Consider the following 16,039-nt stretch of genomic DNA (forward strand, 5'->3'; position numbering starts at 1 on the left):
TTCACTTGGGATCGAGGGCGATCCACAGTACGCCGTGGGGCGGAATCGTGCCGCGGATCACGCGGTCGGCCCCCTCGCCCTCGATCCGCACGTCGGCGGGCGTGGCGCCGTCCTCGATGCCGGCGAACAGGTCGCTCAGCGTCCAACGGCCGTCGCGTTCGTCCAGTCCCACAATCGACTGCAACTCGATGTTCCGGCCGAGCTCGTACGCATCGTCGCCGGTCCAGAACAGCGCGGCGTAGTGGCCGCCGTCGTGCGCGGACATCGTGCCGTCTGCCCAGTCAGCGGCGTCGGCGGCCCACACGATGAGTTCGCCGCGGTAGGAGTTCTCGTCGTCCCAGCTGGCGAAGATCCGCTCGCGCACGGTCTCGTGGTTGTTGCGGGATCCGGCGGTGACCTCACGCAGCGCGGGATTGGCGAGCGCGACGATGGTCTGAGACGTGGAGGTGGGCAGGTCGCCGCCGACCATGAGCGGGCTGCGGCCCATGCACCACAGGGCGAGCAGCGATCGGCGCTCGTCGGGGGTCAGGCGGCAGTCGCGGTCGTCGCCGCGCTCGGCGCGCAGGCCGATGTGGCCGAGCGGGAGCATGTCGGCGTCGGCCCAGTGGCCGGTGGTCTGGAACGGCGCCCAGCGGGCCAGGCGTGCGAACTGCTGGTAGATGTCCTCCCAGCGGTCCCACAGGTCGTCGGAGATGCGCCACATCTCGGCGTTGCCGCGCAGGAAGTCCACGTAGCCGGTGGATACCCAGCCGCCGGGCGACAACGACAGCGTGATCTCACGCCCGTATTTGGCTTCGGCTTTGGCGATGGCGCGATGGTAGGCGGCGATTTCGTCGGCATGGAACGGGGTCTGCATGTCGTCGACCTTGAGGAAGTCGAGTCCCCAGGCGGCGAACTGGTCGATCTGCGCGTCGTACCAGGCCTGTGCGCCGGGATGGTTCTGGTTCAGGCCGTAGTTGTCGGGGTTCCAGACGCATACGTGGTCGAGGTCGGCGATGTCGCGGGCCGTGTACGTGGTACCGAGCACCGGCAGGTTGTTCTCGACGGCGATGCGTGGGATGCCGCGCATCATGTGCACGCCGAGTTTCAGGCCGAGCGCGTGCACCTGTTCGGCGATCGGCCCGAAACCGCGGCCGTTGACCGATGACGGGAACCGCTGCGGGTCGGGCAGCTGCCGGCCGTATTCGTCGAGGATGAGCGGCGCGTTCTCGTTGTAGCCGTGGGCGCGGGCGGTCGGGTCGTACCAGTCGATGTCGATGACGAGCGTATCCCACCCGGCGTCCAGTAGATGTTCGGCCATGAACCGCGCGTTGGCGAGCACCTCGGCCTCGGTGACGGTGGTGCCGTATGAATCCCAGCTGTTCCAGCCCATCGGCGGACGCCATGCTTTGGTTGCCGCGCTCATTGATTCCCCTTTCCGCCGCGCCGATCGCCTTTGGGCGCGGGTCGGCGACGACCTGTACGAAAACGTTGTACCGTTACGGTTGATATACTATCAGCATCGCTGGCAGCAATCACCGCCGCCCGGCGCAGGACGGCGGGATATACGCGTTTCCGCACGAGGAGTCCAGATGAACGCTTCAGAACCCACCACCGCCGATTTCCGCACGTTCTCCGATCCGGTCAAGTGGATCGACCGCAAGAACGTGATCATCGACACCACCATGCTGCGCGACGATGACGGCTGGTGGTACCGCGTGTCCAAGGATTCCGAGATCACGATCGAGAGGACCCGCAACCCGTACGCGGTCGCGCGCGAGGTGCTGCGCACCGACGACCCGAACGAGTGGAGTTTCGTCGGCACGCTCACCGATCTGTTGGGTAACGGCCGCTATTCGGAGCACTATCTGGAGGGGCCGGAGCTGTTCGTGTTCAATGACGACGACGTGGCGACGGTGAACGGACGTCCGATGCGCTACGGCCTGATGTGCGATCAGTATGCGGAGGGCAAGGGGTACACGCCGTTCCGTTCGGCGGATCTGGGGTCACGCGACCCGCTGGATTGGGCGGCGGCCGACGACATCGACTTCGGCCGGCTCAAGAAGCGCCACGGCGCGATCCTGCCGATCACCGAGGCCGAGTACGAGGCGATCGAGGACACCTTCGCCAACTGATCCGGCGCATCGACGAGACACACCATGCCGATGGCACAGACCGTCGCCCCGACTCCCGCGCCATCGTCGGCCACCGCCTCATCGCCCGCGAATCCACCGACCTCACTCCGTGTTGAACAGGCGCGCGGGGAAGGCTTCACGGTATTGGGTCGGCGTCAGGCCGGTACGGCGTTTGAAAACACGCATGAAATACTTAGGGTCGTCGTATCCCACCTCGGCGGCGATATCGGTCACGGGGCTGGTGGTGGACGACAGCAGTTCGCGCGCCCGGTCGATCCGGTATTCGGCGATCTGCTCGGCGACGCCGATGCCGAACACCCGCCGGTACAGCGAGGTCAAGTAACTGGGCGTGTAGTGGAACCGTTCGGCCACGCCGGCTACGGTGACATCCTCATACGTGTTCGCCCTCAGCCATGCGCGTACCGACCGCATGGCCGCCAGCCCGGAATCCGATGTCCGCCCCGATCTCCGCGCCCGCTCCTGCGCCGAGACCTCCAGCAACAGGCTGGTGGCGAAGTAATCGCAGTACGCGTTACGGTATGGGCCGAATTCGGCGAACAGATCGACCATCTGGGCGAACATGACGGACAGTCGATCCGGATTCGCGACCTCGGCCAGATCAGGCAGGATAAGATACCGGTCATCCTTCGGCAGCGCACTGCCGGACATCATGGGATGCAACCCGTCATCGCCGTTTCCTCCGACCGCGCGATGCCCTGCATCCACCTCCGCTGCCGTGTCCATGCCGACGGCACACCCCGCAACCGTCCGGCCGGCATCGGCCTGCGCAACGGCGCACACGGGCAATCGGAAATGCATCCAATAGAACTCCAGGTCGGCAGTGATGGACTCGGTGCCGGCATGTTCCACACCAAGCGGGAACAGCGCCACCTCATGCGCGGCGATGTGCATCCGGCGTTCCCCGACACGGATCGGAAGCACACCCCGGCGCACAAACACCAGTTCATGCTGGTCCATCGTGCGCCGCATATGCCGCCACCCCGGCCCGGACACGAACCGCCCGACCGATTGGAACGCCACCGGCCCATCCAGCCGCCCAACCATCACCGCCATACGCTCACACACGCAGCCAGACGGTCATCTCGGTCTCGCCGCGGTTGGCCCATGCGAAGTACGGGATCAGCGTGATCGACGCGGACTCGCGCTCAGCCGGATGCCAGGCGGCATACAGCGGGCCGCCGGTAACACTCCGAACGTCACCGGACTCACGCCAGCCGGGAACCGTCAGTCGGACGATGTCACGCTCGACGGATTCGACCTCGCCGGTTCCTCGCTCATCCAGACCTTCGGCTCCGGCGTGGAACCCGGTCCGCTCGATGCGCACCTCGTCCGGGTCGGCCGCGACCGCCGCAGCGTCCACGTGCAACAGGTGCAACGCCGCGCCATTATCGATACCCTCGGCGCAGTACGTCACCGGTCCGCGCATGAACGCCACCTTGCCGGCGTCCTCGCGCACATTCGGGTTCGCGGCGAGCATCCGCACCTGCATCGGGAAGTCGAACGTCACCGTATCGCCATCCCGCCATTCGCCGGTGAGGTACAGGTAGCCGTCACGCACCTCGCGCGAGAGGCGGCTGCCGGCGGCGCCCTCAACGCGGATCGCGTCGGCCGCCGCCTCGCCGCCCGCCCAGGCCGGCAGGCGGAAGGCCAACGTGGCAGTGGTCACAGCATTGGCAGGCATGTCCGATTTGTCCGCAATCCGCACCACCGCACGGCCGTCGCCCCGCCACGGCAGGTTCGCGTCCATCACGAGCGCCACCGGCCGCCCGCCAAGCTCGACCGTTGCCTCACCACCCACGTACAGATGAGTGTACAGGGTGGACGAATCGTCGCTCACCGTTGTGGCGTACTGCTGGATCGACTCGACGATGCGGGCGATGTTCGGCGGGCAGCAGGCGCATCCGAACCATTTCTGACGCACGGATTTCACGTGAAACTTGCGCTCGTCACGATGGCAGGCGGTCGGGTCCACCTCCAACGGGTTCACATAGAAGAAGCTCTTGCCGTCCATCGCCATGCCCGCCAGCACGGTGTTGTACAGGGCCAGCTCCATGACGTCCGCATATTCCGACACCGGGCGAATCTGCAGCATACGGCGGGCGAAGAATGCGAGCGCGATCGCCGCGCAGGTCTCCGAATACGCGATGTCGTTCGGCAGGTCGTAGTCATAGGAGAACGCTTCGCCGATGTGTGTGCCGCCGATGCCGCCGGTGATGTACAGCTTGCGGTCCACGATGTTGCGCCACAGCCGATCGCATGCGGCCAGCAGGTCGGAGTCGCCGGTCAGGCGGGCCACGTCGGCCACGCCCGAGTAGAAGTAAGCGGCACGCACCGCATGCCCGACGGCCTCAGTCTGCTCGACGACCGGCTCGTGCGCCTGATAGTAGGCGTACGGCTTGGGCAGGTTCGTGTTCGGTTCGACCGCCGTGCCGTCGAGTTCGGCGCGACGACGGTCCTCGGCCTCGAAATACAGCGGCGAGCGTCCGCGTTCGGTGACGAAGTAGCGCGCCAGATCCAGATACCGGCGTTCGCCGGTGGTCTCGTACAGCCGCACAAGCGCCATCTCGGCGATCTCATGCCCCGGATAGCCGTGCAGCTTGCCCTCGTCGCGTCCGAAGACCGAGTCCACGTAGTCGGCGAAGCGGCAGGCGGCCTTGAGCAGCTTGTCCTTGCCGGTGCCCTGGTAGTAGGCCACGGCGCCCTCGACCAGATGCCCCAGGCAGTACAGTTCGTGGTGGTCCTTCAGGTTGGTGAACGCGCGGTCCATGCCGTTGAGGATGTAGTAGGTGTCCAGGTAGCCGTTGTCCAACTGGGCGTTGCAGACGATGTCGATGGCGGCGTCGGCAGTGGCCTCGAGTTCGGAATCGGGGTGCTGCGCCAGGCTGTAGCCGACCGCTTCGATCCACTTGGAGAAGTCGGAGTCCTGGAACACGAAGCCATAGAACGCGTCCGGATCGGGGTGCGCGGGATCCTCCGGCAGCGCCTCGAAGCCGCGGAACGTGTAGGCCGGGGGCACGAACGCCTTGCCCTGGGCGGCCTTGGACGCGTTCTGGCGCGCGGCGGCCTTGAAGTTGTGCATGCAGTAGCTGGGGGCGGCACCGGGCACGTTGTCGTTCAGCGCGTCCCACTGGAAGGGGATGACCGCGGTGCGCACCAACTCCTGTTCGGTGTGCCAGAACGCGTCGGTCACGGTGACGCGGGACACCTCCAGCGGACGGCTGTGTTGTGCGTTGTGCTCTTGCATGGGGTTTCCTTCCTTACAGGTGCATTCCGGGCGCGGATGCATCGGTTCGCGCATCATATTCCGGCATGGGATGCCGTCCACGATAGCGAACATGGCCACCGGCAGCAGGTGGACAAATCGTCGATGCGGTGGACTGTACACGCCGATGCGGAATCATCGTCGCACATCCTGCGTCAGCGGACAACTCAACTGGACTCCGTCAATCCACCATCGCCGGCAATCGCCGAGGGCCCGGCACCCACTGAACGAGCCGGAACCCAGTAACCGGAGGCGTCTGGTCCAGACACCTCGGAAATCAGGCGAAATCGAGGAATTCCACGAACGCCCGCGGGTATTCCACGCCGGTCTCCGTCACGTTGGAGAAGCACAGCACCGCGTCTTCGGGCAGGTCGCCGTCCGCCGTCCATTCGGCGGAACGGTCCAGGTCGAGTCCCTTGAGCGGCAACCGATCGCCCTGCGCATCCTTCACACCGGAATCGACCGTGATCCCCGCCGACTCGAACGCCTCAATCCGGTCCGCGGGCAGCACCTCCTCCAGCGCGGACGTCAATCCACGCTGACACAACTCACAGAACGTCTCCTCGTCGGTGATGATGGTGTTCACCTGCCCGACGGAGGCCATCGTGAACAATCGGGAGCTGCCGTCCACCATGCCGCCGCTCACACCGGTTTCGGTGATGGTGAAGTTCGCATCGTAGGTGACCAGCTCGGAGTCCAGCCCCTCATCGGCCACGAACCGCCGTTCCAGGGCTTCCATCGGCTCGGTATACCCCTGCGACATATTCACGCCGGCGATGTACAGCAGCGGATCCGGCGGCTGGGTCACGAAATTCACCACGAACGCGATCACCGCCACCACGGCCGCCACAATGGCCACGGTGGCACCGAGGAAATGCTGGGCGAAGAACGGCCACTTGTCCTTCATCGGCAGTTCGCGCAACGTCTGCCATTTCGACTGCTTGGCGTAGGTGTTCTCGCTGGCCAGCCCGGCCAGCGCCTCCCGCTGCTCTTCGGTAAAGACGATGCCCTCGCGCGCACCGGGATCATCGTGGCGTTCGGCGCCATCTGACGTACCGGCCATATCATCGTCGTTCCGCTCCGACATCGAGCACCTCCATCCCACCATGGTGACCGTATGCGTTCCCGCTCAGTCTACACCGCCGTCCTCGGCGTATGCCGAATGCGCGAACCCATGGGCGTCGTACACCTATCAGCGCCGCTCACACGCCCAACGTATCCAGTGGAATAACCTGCACGCCATCGTCGCGACGGTATGCGAAGCTCCCCACCCCCACGATGACGGCCTTCACCGAAGCAGGACGCTGCCCCCGTTCGCTCATCTTACGATCAAGCCGCAGCACATTGGCGGCTCCCTCATCAATCTGCACGGCACCCAGCTTCACCTCGAACGCACCCCACGTCCCGTCCCGCATCTCCACGATCAGATCCACTTCCAGACCAGAATCATCCCGGTAGTGCATCACCTGCGCATCCATGGCACGGGCATATACCAGCACATCATGCGTCACCAATGATTCGAACAGGAACCCCAACGTCTTCGGATCGGTCCGCAACGTTTCCGCGGTACCGCCGATAGCCGCCGCAGCCAGCGAAGGGTCGGCCAGATGCCGTTTCATGGCCGCGCGGATGCGCACCGGCGAACGCAGGGCAGGCCGCCATGCAGGGATGTCCTCAATAACGTGCATACGGTTCAACGCACCCAGATAGTCGTCCAGCGTCGTTTCGGACAATGCAACCGGGCCGCGTCCTCCCCTGCGCTTGACACCTTTGCCCTCGGCGTCCTCGGGTAGATATTCGGCGGTATCCCGCAGCAACGCTGCCTTGCTGGACAACGTAGCCTCGTTGCGTCCCAGTGAGGTCAGCACCCGACGGATCCTCGCAGGATCACGTGCCGCGCCGTCGACCGCAGACAAGTCGTCATCCGCCACAGCGTCAAGATAGCTGCGGGCCGTCAATTCGGCGTGGTAATCGTCCATCCCCAGATTCGCGGGCCATCCGCCGCGCACCACAAGCGAAGCTATCCTCTCCAGGTCAAGGCTGGAATTCGCCGTATATGATTCGCCTGCGAACAATCCTCGTAACGAAACTTTGCCGCAGGACACTCCTTGCTCCATCAATGTCATGGATGACATGTGCAGCCGGGCAATGCGCCCGGCACCGCTGTGCATCGGCCGTTGCGCCGCTCTCGGCGTGGCCGATCCAGTCAGCAAGAAACGCCCGTGCCCCACACTTCTATCGCACTCGAACCGCACAGCATCCCACAATGCGGGAGCTTCCTGCCATTCGTCAATCAACCGCGGCTCCGCACCTTCCAACGCAAGCGCGGGATCAAGCTGCGCGATACTCCGGTTACGGAAGCTGCCAGAGGGGTCAGCAAGGCTGAACTGCGAAGCCGCATGCTGACTGGCCGTTGTGGTTTTGCCGCACCATTTCGGCCCCTCGATGCAGACCGCCGGAAACGCTTCAAGATAGTCACGGACAGCAGCGTCCACGATGCGCGGAACATATGACTCCGACATGACCCCTCCCTTGCCACGACTGCGCGCACCGGGTGGCTCCTAGCGCACATCCTACACATGAGAACAATGCAAACTTGCTTTTTCAACTATTGTACTATGGTTTTTTCGAATGATTCACTAAGGCTTTTTCGAATTAGTTAGACTGGATTTTACAAATGATTCAGACCCGATTCTTCGAACATCACGGCATATTCGGATAACGGTAGGTGTTAATCTCGCCTCGTTCCACAACTGGCGAAATCGAACCGGAGCGGCCAAAGTCCCTCGCCAGCAACACATCTCCCTCCGCCCTCGATCTTCCTTCACTGGGCGGGTTGACGCTTCAGTGGGCGCCCCACAGCCGAGACCCGGCCCGTTAATCCTTGCAATATCAAGGCGCCTCGCGGAGGAAATCCCCCGCGAGGCGCCCACTGAAGCCATCATCCGCCCACTGAAGCGATGTTCCGTTCCAGCAGGGGCCGAGGCTCACAGATCCGCGTTGTGCGCGGCGCGGATCATCGCGTACTGCGACTCGTACAGGCGGTAGTACGCGCCCTTCTGCGCCAACAGCTCGTCATGCGAACCGTGTTCCATGATCTGCCCGTGGTCGATGTAGAAGATCTCGTCCGCGTTCTCGATGGTGGACAGGCGGTGCGCGATGATGAACGAGGTACGCCCCTTGAGCAGGTGGTTCAGACCCGCCTGCAGCGCTTCCTCGGTGCGGGTGTCGATATTCGACGTGGCCTCGTCCAGGATCAGGATCCGCGGATCGGCGAGCAGCACACGCGCGAACGCGATGAGCTGGCGCTGCCCAGCCGACAGCGTCGAGCCGCGCTCCTCCACCACGGTGTCGTACCCGTCGGGCAGCTCCATGATGAACTCGTGGGCGTGCACGGCCTTGGCCGCGGCCTCGATCTCTTCATCCGTGGCGTCCAGCTTGCCGTAGCGGATGTTCTCGCGCACGTTGCCGGAGAAGATGAAGGTATCCTGCAGCATCACGCCCATCTGCCGGCGCAGCGATTCGAGCGTCACGTCGCGCACATCGTACCCGTCGATCGTCACCGAGCCTTCGGAGACGTCGTAGAACCGAGAGAGCAAGCTGATGATCGTGGTCTTGCCGGCGCCGGTGGGGCCGACCAGCGCAATCGTCCTGCCCGGCTCCACATGGAAGTCCACCAGGTTCAGGATGTTGCGGCCACCCTCCTCGTAGCGGAACACCACGTCGTTGAAGTCCACGCGACCGCGGATCTGCGGCAGGTCGCAGGCGTTCTCCTTGTTGCGGATCTCCGGCACCACGTCCAGTGTCTCGAAGATGCGCTCCAGGTAGGCCGAGCAGGTGATCAGCTGGTTGTAGAAGTTGCCGATGTTGATGACCGGGTTCCAGAAGTTGTTCGCGTAACCCACGAACGCGATGAGTACGCCGGTGGTCACGCTCACGCCGCCGAATCCCATCACGCCCACGTAGTAGATGAACGAGATCGTCATGACGGAGATGGTCTGCACGCCGGGCCACATGAGGAACTGGATGTGCACCGCGTGCATCCAGGCGGTGCGCTGGTCGGCGTACTGCTCCTGGAAGGTCCGGTACTGGGCCTGCTCCTGAGCGAAGGTCTGCGTGGTCTTGACGCCGGCGATCGACTCGTGGATGTAGGCGTTCAGGTTGCTCTGCTTGTTGGAGAGCTTCTGGTAGGCCTTGCGCTGGAAGTACTGCAGCACGCGCACCCAGATGATGAGCAGCGGGAACAGGATGAGGCTGAACAGGGCCAGCCGCCAGTCGATCACGAACATGACCACCAACGTGATCAGGAACGTGAACACGTCGGAGATCACGTTGATCAGGCCGGAGGAGAGCGTGTCGGACAGCGTATTCACGTAGTTGACCACGCGGATCAGGATCTTGCCGTGCGGACGCGAGTCGAAGTAGCTGAACGGCAGGGTCTGGATGTGGGTGAAGATGTCGCGGCGCATGTCCTTGAGCATCAGCTGGCCCACGCGCGTGATCGCCACCGTGCGATACCGCAGGCAGAGCTCGAATACGACGATCGCCGCCAGGAACACACCGCCCAGGATCAGCAGTCCGGTCATATCTCCGGCCGGGATGATCTGGTCGATCATGATCTTGGTCATGTACGGGATGGACACGGCGATGCAGCTCATGAAGATCACGACGGCCAGGATGCGGAACACGTCGGCCTTGTAGGGCTTCAGATAGGCGCCGATGCGCAGGATGTCCTTGAGGTTGATCTGCTCCTCAAGCGCCTCGTCCTCGCGGTAGGTATTGCGTTGTGCCATGGTCGAATCCTCCTTCCTTACTCGTCGTATCCCTGCGAACGCCCGGACTGCATGCCGAGCTGTTTCTTGTAGATCTCCCAATACCGGCCGTGCGATTTGACCAGGCTGGCGTGGTCGCCGCGTTCCACGATCTGCCCGTGTTCGAGCACGAGGATCAGGTCGGCATCCTTGATCGAGGAGATGCGGTGGGCGATGGTGATGATGGTCTTCGACCCGCCCATTTCCTTGAGATGCCGCTGGATCTCGGCCTCGGTCTCCATGTCCACGGCGCTGGTGGTGTCGTCCATGATCAGGATGGCCGGGTCGTCCGCGAGCGCGCGGGCGAGCGACAGGCGCTGTTTCTGTCCGCCGGACAGGCCGACGCCGCGTTCGCCGACGACGGTGTTGTAGCCGTCGGGCATCGAGCGGATGAATCCGTCGGCGCCGGCGATGGTGGCCATGCGACGGATGTAGCGCTCGTCACGGTTGTCGCCGGCGCCGAATGCGATGTTGCCGCCGATCGTATCGGAGAACAGGAACGTGTCCTGCGCGACGACGCACACCTGCGAACGCAGGGTGGTCAGCGGCCAGTCGCGCGCGTCGATGCCGTCGATGACGACGTGGCCGACGGTCGGGTCGTAGAACCGGGAGATGAGGTTGACGAGCGTGGACTTGCCCGCGCCGGTTTCGCCGAGGATGCCGAGTTTGGTGCCCGCGGGCACGAAGAAGTCGATGTCCTTGAGGATCGGGGTGTTCGGGTCGTCGGGGAACGCGAAGCTGACGTGGTCGAACCGGATCTCGCCGCTGATGCGGTCGGGGGCGGCCGCGCGCTGCTGGCCGACCTGGCTCTGGATGGTCACGGCCTGCTTGACCGATTCCTCCGCGTCGGGCTTCTCCACGATGCGCGACTTGGCGGTGAGCAGGCGGCGGATCTTCACGCAGCTGGCGTTGAAACGCTGCAGGTCGTTGAGCAGCCAGCCGAACTGGCGCACCGGGCCGTCGATCATCCACAAGAAGCTGTTGAAGCTGACCAGGTTGCCGAGGGTCATGTATCCGTTGATCACGAGCCAGCCGCCGAACACCAGCGTGATCAGCTGCAGGGAGAACGAGCAGCCGTCCAGCCAGGGCAGATAGCGGCGGGAGTTGTAGGCCTGCGCCATGTTGCGCTGCATGTAGTCGTCGTTGCGCTCGTCGAACTTCTCGGTCTCATGATCCTCGCGCACGAAGGCCTTGACCACGCGGTTGCCTTCGATGTTCTCCTCCACCATGGAGTTGAGCGAGGCCAGGGAGTTGCGGATGTCGAGGAACAGCGGCCGCGCATGGCTGGACAGCTGGCGGGCGAAGATCCAGATGAACGGCGTCACGCAGGCCAGCGCGAGGGCGAGCCGCCAGTCGATGGCGAACATCACGCAGATCGCGCCGACGAACATCACCACGCAGTCGAGGATGTTGTAGGTGGTCCAGGACAGGAAGTGGCGCATCGCGTCCGTGTCGGAAGTCATGCGGCTCATGATGTCGCCGACGCGGGTGTGGTTGAAGTAGGTGAAGTCGAGCTGGTGCAGCTTCTCGTACTGGTCGGAGACCAGACGGAAGATGGTGTTCTGCCCGAAACGCTCCATGAACATCTGGTAGCCGTAGCGGGAGCCCACGCGGATCAGCGTGAACACGATCATGATCAGGCACAGCCGTGTCAGCATGTCGGCGTGGCCGCCGGTGATGACCTGGTCCACGATCACACCGGTGATCAGCGGGATGATCAGCGCCATCGTGTCATTGACGATGAACAGCAGCACCGCGCCGAGCACTCGTGGCAGGTCGGGTTTGCAGTACGGCAGGATCCAACGGAGGTTGCTGGCCTGCTGGTTGCGGTTCGGATCGACATACATGGTATGGGAACCCTCACTCCTGTGGTAGGTAGGCAATCCGCAAGGCGTCGGCGCCGCTGGACGGACACGTCCGCGCAGAATCCGGTGGCATGGCTACGCCACCGTCTCGTTCGACGGTCACCGGCTGACTCTTGGATTGTGTTTGCTTGGTTTTCGGTTTCGGTTTTGTGGTGCGGCCATTCCGCGGCCGCTACGATTCACGTCCGTCGTGTTTCGAGTAGTCCCGTCACCGGCTCTTCTCCCGGCCGAACCCCCTGTTCGGATTCGCAAACGCGGTTCATTCTAGAACAACCGCCACCGACTGCAACCTTGTACCACATCCGCGTGTTGCCGCACCATCACAACGTTTTCCGGTTGCTCAGCCCCATGCGGACGTATATGGTTTTTTCGTGATTGCCTGCCCCCGTCAGGTCCATATGGCGCACCAGTACCGGCACCGTGCATCAAAAAGACCACTTAAGTGTGGCCCAAACGAATTTGGGCCACACCATTTTTGTCCGCTCCCCTAACCGTCAGCCGATGTGGCGTTCGAAACGGCGGAAGCCGAGGATACGATCGATTTCGGCGAGCGCGTCCGCCGGCAGCTCCACGCCCGAGGCCGCCAGGTTGGATTCGAGCTGGCTGGGCTTGCTGGCGCCGACAATCACCGAGCTGATGACCGGCAAGCGCAGAATCCATGCCAGCGCGAGCACCGGCATCGCAAGGCCCAGCCCGTCGGCCACCTTGCGCAGCACCTCGACCTTGTCCAGGTTCTCCTCGGTGAGCAGGTCGTTGATCTGGCGGTCGGCCTGCCAGGTGGCACGGGAGCCTGCGGGCAGCGGCTGGCCCTTGCGGTACTTGCCGGTCAGCAGGCCTTGTGCGAGCGGAGAGAACGGCGTGATGCCGATGCCGTAGCGTTCGCAGGTCTCTACGATCTCATGCTCGATATATCGGTCCAGCATGTGATACTGCGGCTGGACCACCGTCATCGGGTGCAGGCCGCGCTCGGAGATGATGCGCTGGGCGCGCTCGAGGCGGGCGGCGCTCCATTCCTCGGAGACGCCGTAATACAGGATCTTGCCCTGATCCACCAGATCGCTCAACGCCTGCAGGGTCTCCTCCATAGGGGTGGTCGGGTCGAAGCGGTGGCAGTAGTACAAGTCGATGTAGTCCATGCCGAGGTTCTTCAGGCTCCGCTCGCAGTTGGCCAGGATGTGCTTGCGGGACAGGCCGTGCTGGTTCGCACCGGGGCCGGTCGGGAAGAACACCTTGCTGGACACCACGACCTCGTCACGGGGATACTCCTTGAGCACGCGGCCGAGGAAGATCTCGGCGTCGCCGCCGGAGTAGGCGTCGGCGCAGTCGAAGAAGTTGACGCCGGCCTCCCATGCCTTGCGTACGATCTGCGCCGCGTTCTCCACGGCCGCCGTGTCCTCGAGCCGGGTCATCCAGCTGCCCAGCGCGATCTCGCTGACCTTGATGCCGGCCTTGCCGACGTTACGATACTGCATGTACGGTTCCTTTCACATGCGGGAATCGCTCCCCAATCCTCATCGTCGGGCCGGTATCCGCTGCGATATCCCACTGTTGTGCCCACCACCATAGTACATCGTTTACCTTTCTTCAACCCACCCTCCATCGAAAAGACGAAACACGATACCGCCGGTTTGCCCGCCAGAGTCAACTGAGGACACGCGCCAATCTGGGAATACGCCTCGATGACATTCCAAATAGCGAAGGAAATGCACGCATGCAGCTTGATGAGCCCGCCGAGCAGACTGGAAACGCAAACTATTAGTCTATTCTCTAGTCTATTCGTCTAACATCCACTGTGCGTTCCCCCGTGCGCCGTCAGGCCTGATGCGGCGCTCCTTGCGTAGTTCCTGAAGCAAATAGCTCACATGCTTCTTGCGCTGTGCGTCGTTCATGTCTTCCGGGAGTGCGTGCGATATGGCGGAAACAACTTCCGCCCGCGTGCATGGACGAGTACGCAGAAACTTTATGATGAGCTCTTTGCAGATGCTCGCGTCTAACCCCTTCCGCCGCACATACTCCTCATGGGTACCGATAATCCCCGCGACTTTCGACGAGAGCGTAAGCTTCGGATAGCGGCCCTCGACAAGGCCCCTGCTGCGAAGAACCCTCGCTTGTTCCCGAGTGATAGGACTTCTCTTCTGAACGAGGTCAAGCATGAAGACTGTCTCAAGGTCCATCTCCGGCTCCGCAGCGAGCAATCGCGTATACGCTTCGTCAAGAACCCTGCCATAAATGGTGACCGAGACACGATTTCGTTCCGAAAGGTCGTAGGTGGGCAAAGGCAGCATCCTGCCACGCTGGATCTCGTAAACGTTCCTGATACCTATAGCGTTCTGATCAATCATCTCCGTATCGACCATCGCGTCCGCAAGCAGGCGATTCCGGTAATACGGCGGCTTATAGCCGGGTTCCAGCGCCCTTTCAATGGTTCCGGGAATGAAGGAACCCTCATTCTTGAACACGAGGCGGTCCTCGTATTCCAACACGTTGATCTTGCCTGAATTTCGGTAGTCCTGATGGGCGATGGCGTTATGCAACAGCTCACGGATGACCTCAGGGTCGTATTTGTTGGCGAGGGTAGGAAATAGCGTGACCCGACTATCGAAATAGCGGTACCGCTCGTTCCTGATTTTCCCCAGCACCTTGTCCACCTGAAGGATGAACGGCGGATCGAAATGCTCATATGTCTCCACGCGTCCATCGGAGGCGTAAAGAGTCCACGTGATTCTGGGGGCCGCCCCTCCGAGGAAGACGGTCGACTCGGGGCGTCCAAGAAGCACAATCGCAGCGTTTGTGATGTGGCCGTGGACGAGGAAACCCATCTTGCGAAGCATCTCCCCCTCGTCAAGCGACTTTACGGCAGGTTGCTTCACGGCGTACTTGTCAACGTAACGCTCGCATGCGAATCGAATCGCCTCAGGATCGAGGTCGTCGAGATTCGCCTCGAATGACACCTTTTTCGACCAGTCGGGGCGCGACTGTCCCCAAATCGCCTCCAGTTTGAACCGGGGCATCTGCACAAGCGACTTATTCTCCCGCGACCACGGAATACCGCGCCACGTTGTCGGAGAGGCAAACTCGCACGGCGGTATCTGAAACGCCACCACACGTTTCCCGTCTACGTCGAACTCGTAAATCTCTTCGAATGTAAGACCGTTGTTGAGGTTCTCCGCGATTTCGTGTTTAAGGCTACGAAGCCCGACACTCGGATGTCGTTGCTCCTGCCGATAAGCAGTGCCGCATATCTCCCTCTTATTGGTCACCCCGAATAGAAGCCATCCGCACTCCATGCCGCGAAGATTCGCTTCGTTGCTAAGCGCTGAAAAGTATTTGCCCAGCTTCTCGAAATCAAAATTTCGTTTTGCTTCCTTGTATTCAACAACCTCGGTTTCCACATCCCCCAGTAGGAAATGAACAAGCGCTGGCATTTCCGACAAATCCCTGATCATAAGCCCCCATAGACTAGAATATAGACTAATTTCTTGCAGATTAGTCTATCGCAGCTATACGGCTGCACGCAAACGGCGTAGCGTTTATGTTGGATCCCACTGAAACAAAGAGAAACCCGGCGGAGGGAGCCGCCGGGTGAGAGAGAAGAGAGAAGAAGGGTTCAGTTATGGGGTTCTGCCAGGAACCTCGCCACCAGCCGTAACTGCTGACGACATCCATATAACCGCCCGTTGCTTGGAGGAAAATCCGCGTTTCCCTCAAAGCTCCCTGAGAGGAATGTGGCGGGAATGTGAGGGCCAGACAACGCCGACGACACTGTGTGATTCGCCGTTTTCCCAACAGTTGAAGCGTCGGCGCGAACGACGTGGTTGGCGCATACTTTCAACAGGTAATCCGCCGGACAACCGTAGTCGGCCCAGCGTCAATATCTCAACAGTTGAATACCCTGCGCAAACGAGGCAGTTGGCACATACTTTTCAACAGGTGCCCCGGCAGATAATCCCAGACGACCCGACGTCA

At 62.3% G+C, this 16,039-nt stretch carries 10 protein-coding genes; 1 reads left to right on the forward strand and 9 read right to left on the reverse strand.

Annotation, left to right across the window (positions count from 1 at the left end; translation table 11 throughout):
- Window position 1: 1 nt before the first annotated feature.
- Window positions 2-1,372, reverse strand: coding sequence for an alpha-amylase family protein (locus BIGA_RS07170; protein WP_033507053.1), 1,371 nt, complete (start codon window positions 1,370-1,372; stop codon window positions 2-4).
- 199 nt (window positions 1,373-1,571) lie between these two features.
- Here BIGA_RS07170 and BIGA_RS07175 point away from each other — a divergent pair, with 199 nt between their 5' ends.
- Window positions 1,572-2,114 (forward strand): glycoside hydrolase family protein, encoded by a 543-nt coding sequence (locus tag BIGA_RS07175; protein ID WP_237744079.1) that lies wholly within the window; start codon window positions 1,572-1,574, stop codon window positions 2,112-2,114.
- Window positions 2,115-2,216: 102 nt separating this feature from the next.
- Here the strand turns inward: BIGA_RS07175 and BIGA_RS07180 are convergent, their stop codons facing one another.
- The 8 genes from BIGA_RS07180 to BIGA_RS07215 all read right to left on the reverse strand — a co-directional run bounded on the left by BIGA_RS07180 (window position 2,217) and on the right by BIGA_RS07215 (window position 15,519).
- Window positions 2,217-3,188 carry an AraC family transcriptional regulator gene (locus BIGA_RS07180; RefSeq protein ID WP_051917157.1) on the reverse strand — a complete coding sequence of 324 codons (972 nt, stop codon included), beginning with the start codon at window positions 3,186-3,188 and terminating at the stop codon, window positions 2,217-2,219.
- Between the two features lie 4 nt (window positions 3,189-3,192).
- On the reverse strand, window positions 3,193-5,379 hold the full coding sequence (locus BIGA_RS07185) for a glycoside hydrolase family 127 protein (RefSeq protein WP_033507051.1): 2,187 nt from the start codon (window positions 5,377-5,379) through the stop codon (window positions 3,193-3,195).
- A 295-nt stretch (window positions 5,380-5,674) separates the two neighbouring features.
- Window positions 5,675-6,484 carry a hypothetical protein gene (locus BIGA_RS07190; RefSeq protein WP_051917158.1) on the reverse strand — a complete coding sequence of 270 codons (810 nt, stop codon included), beginning with the start codon at window positions 6,482-6,484 and terminating at the stop codon, window positions 5,675-5,677.
- Window positions 6,485-6,599: 115 nt separating this feature from the next.
- On the reverse strand, window positions 6,600-7,919 hold the full coding sequence (locus BIGA_RS07195; RefSeq protein ID WP_033507050.1) for an ATP-binding protein: 1,320 nt from the start codon (window positions 7,917-7,919) through the stop codon (window positions 6,600-6,602).
- Between the two features lie 465 nt (window positions 7,920-8,384).
- Window positions 8,385-10,190, reverse strand: a complete 1,806-nt coding sequence (locus BIGA_RS07200) for an ABC transporter ATP-binding protein (RefSeq protein WP_033507049.1) — start codon at window positions 10,188-10,190, stop codon at window positions 8,385-8,387.
- 17 nt (window positions 10,191-10,207) lie between these two features.
- Window positions 10,208-12,055, reverse strand: coding sequence for an ABC transporter ATP-binding protein (locus BIGA_RS07205; RefSeq protein ID WP_033507048.1), 1,848 nt, complete (start codon window positions 12,053-12,055; stop codon window positions 10,208-10,210).
- A 512-nt stretch (window positions 12,056-12,567) separates the two neighbouring features.
- Entirely contained in the window at window positions 12,568-13,545 is a 978-nt protein-coding gene (locus BIGA_RS07210; protein ID WP_033507047.1) for an aldo/keto reductase family protein, read from the reverse strand.
- 300 nt (window positions 13,546-13,845) lie between these two features.
- On the reverse strand, window positions 13,846-15,519 hold the full coding sequence (locus BIGA_RS07215) for an RNA-binding domain-containing protein (protein WP_033507046.1): 1,674 nt from the start codon (window positions 15,517-15,519) through the stop codon (window positions 13,846-13,848).
- Window positions 15,520-16,039 lie beyond the last annotated feature (520 nt).

It is taken from the genome of Bifidobacterium pullorum subsp. gallinarum, from assembly GCF_000741215.1.
GTDB classification, from domain to species: domain Bacteria; phylum Actinomycetota; class Actinomycetes; order Actinomycetales; family Bifidobacteriaceae; genus Bifidobacterium; species Bifidobacterium pullorum_B.

Bases quoted from the DNA above. Each gene is read 5' to 3' on its own strand.
- BIGA_RS07170 (WP_033507053.1), bottom strand. From the start codon at position 1,372: ATGGGCTGGAACAGCTGGGATTCATACGGCACCACCGTCACCGAGGCC.
- BIGA_RS07175 (WP_237744079.1), top strand. From the start codon at position 1,572: ATGAACGCTTCAGAACCCACCACCGCCGATTTCCGCACGTTCTCCGAT.
- BIGA_RS07180 (WP_051917157.1), bottom strand. From the start codon at position 3,188: ATGGCGGTGATGGTTGGGCGGCTGGATGGGCCGGTGGCGTTCCAATCG.
- BIGA_RS07185 (WP_033507051.1), bottom strand. From the start codon at position 5,379: ATGCAAGAGCACAACGCACAACACAGCCGTCCGCTGGAGGTGTCCCGC.
- BIGA_RS07190 (WP_051917158.1), bottom strand. From the start codon at position 6,484: ATGTCGGAGCGGAACGACGATGATATGGCCGGTACGTCAGATGGCGCC.
- BIGA_RS07195 (WP_033507050.1), bottom strand. From the start codon at position 7,919: ATGTCGGAGTCATATGTTCCGCGCATCGTGGACGCTGCTGTCCGTGAC.
- BIGA_RS07200 (WP_033507049.1), bottom strand. From the start codon at position 10,190: ATGGCACAACGCAATACCTACCGCGAGGACGAGGCGCTTGAGGAGCAG.
- BIGA_RS07205 (WP_033507048.1), bottom strand. From the start codon at position 12,055: ATGTATGTCGATCCGAACCGCAACCAGCAGGCCAGCAACCTCCGTTGG.
- BIGA_RS07210 (WP_033507047.1), bottom strand. From the start codon at position 13,545: ATGCAGTATCGTAACGTCGGCAAGGCCGGCATCAAGGTCAGCGAGATC.
- BIGA_RS07215 (WP_033507046.1), bottom strand. From the start codon at position 15,519: ATGATCAGGGATTTGTCGGAAATGCCAGCGCTTGTTCATTTCCTACTG.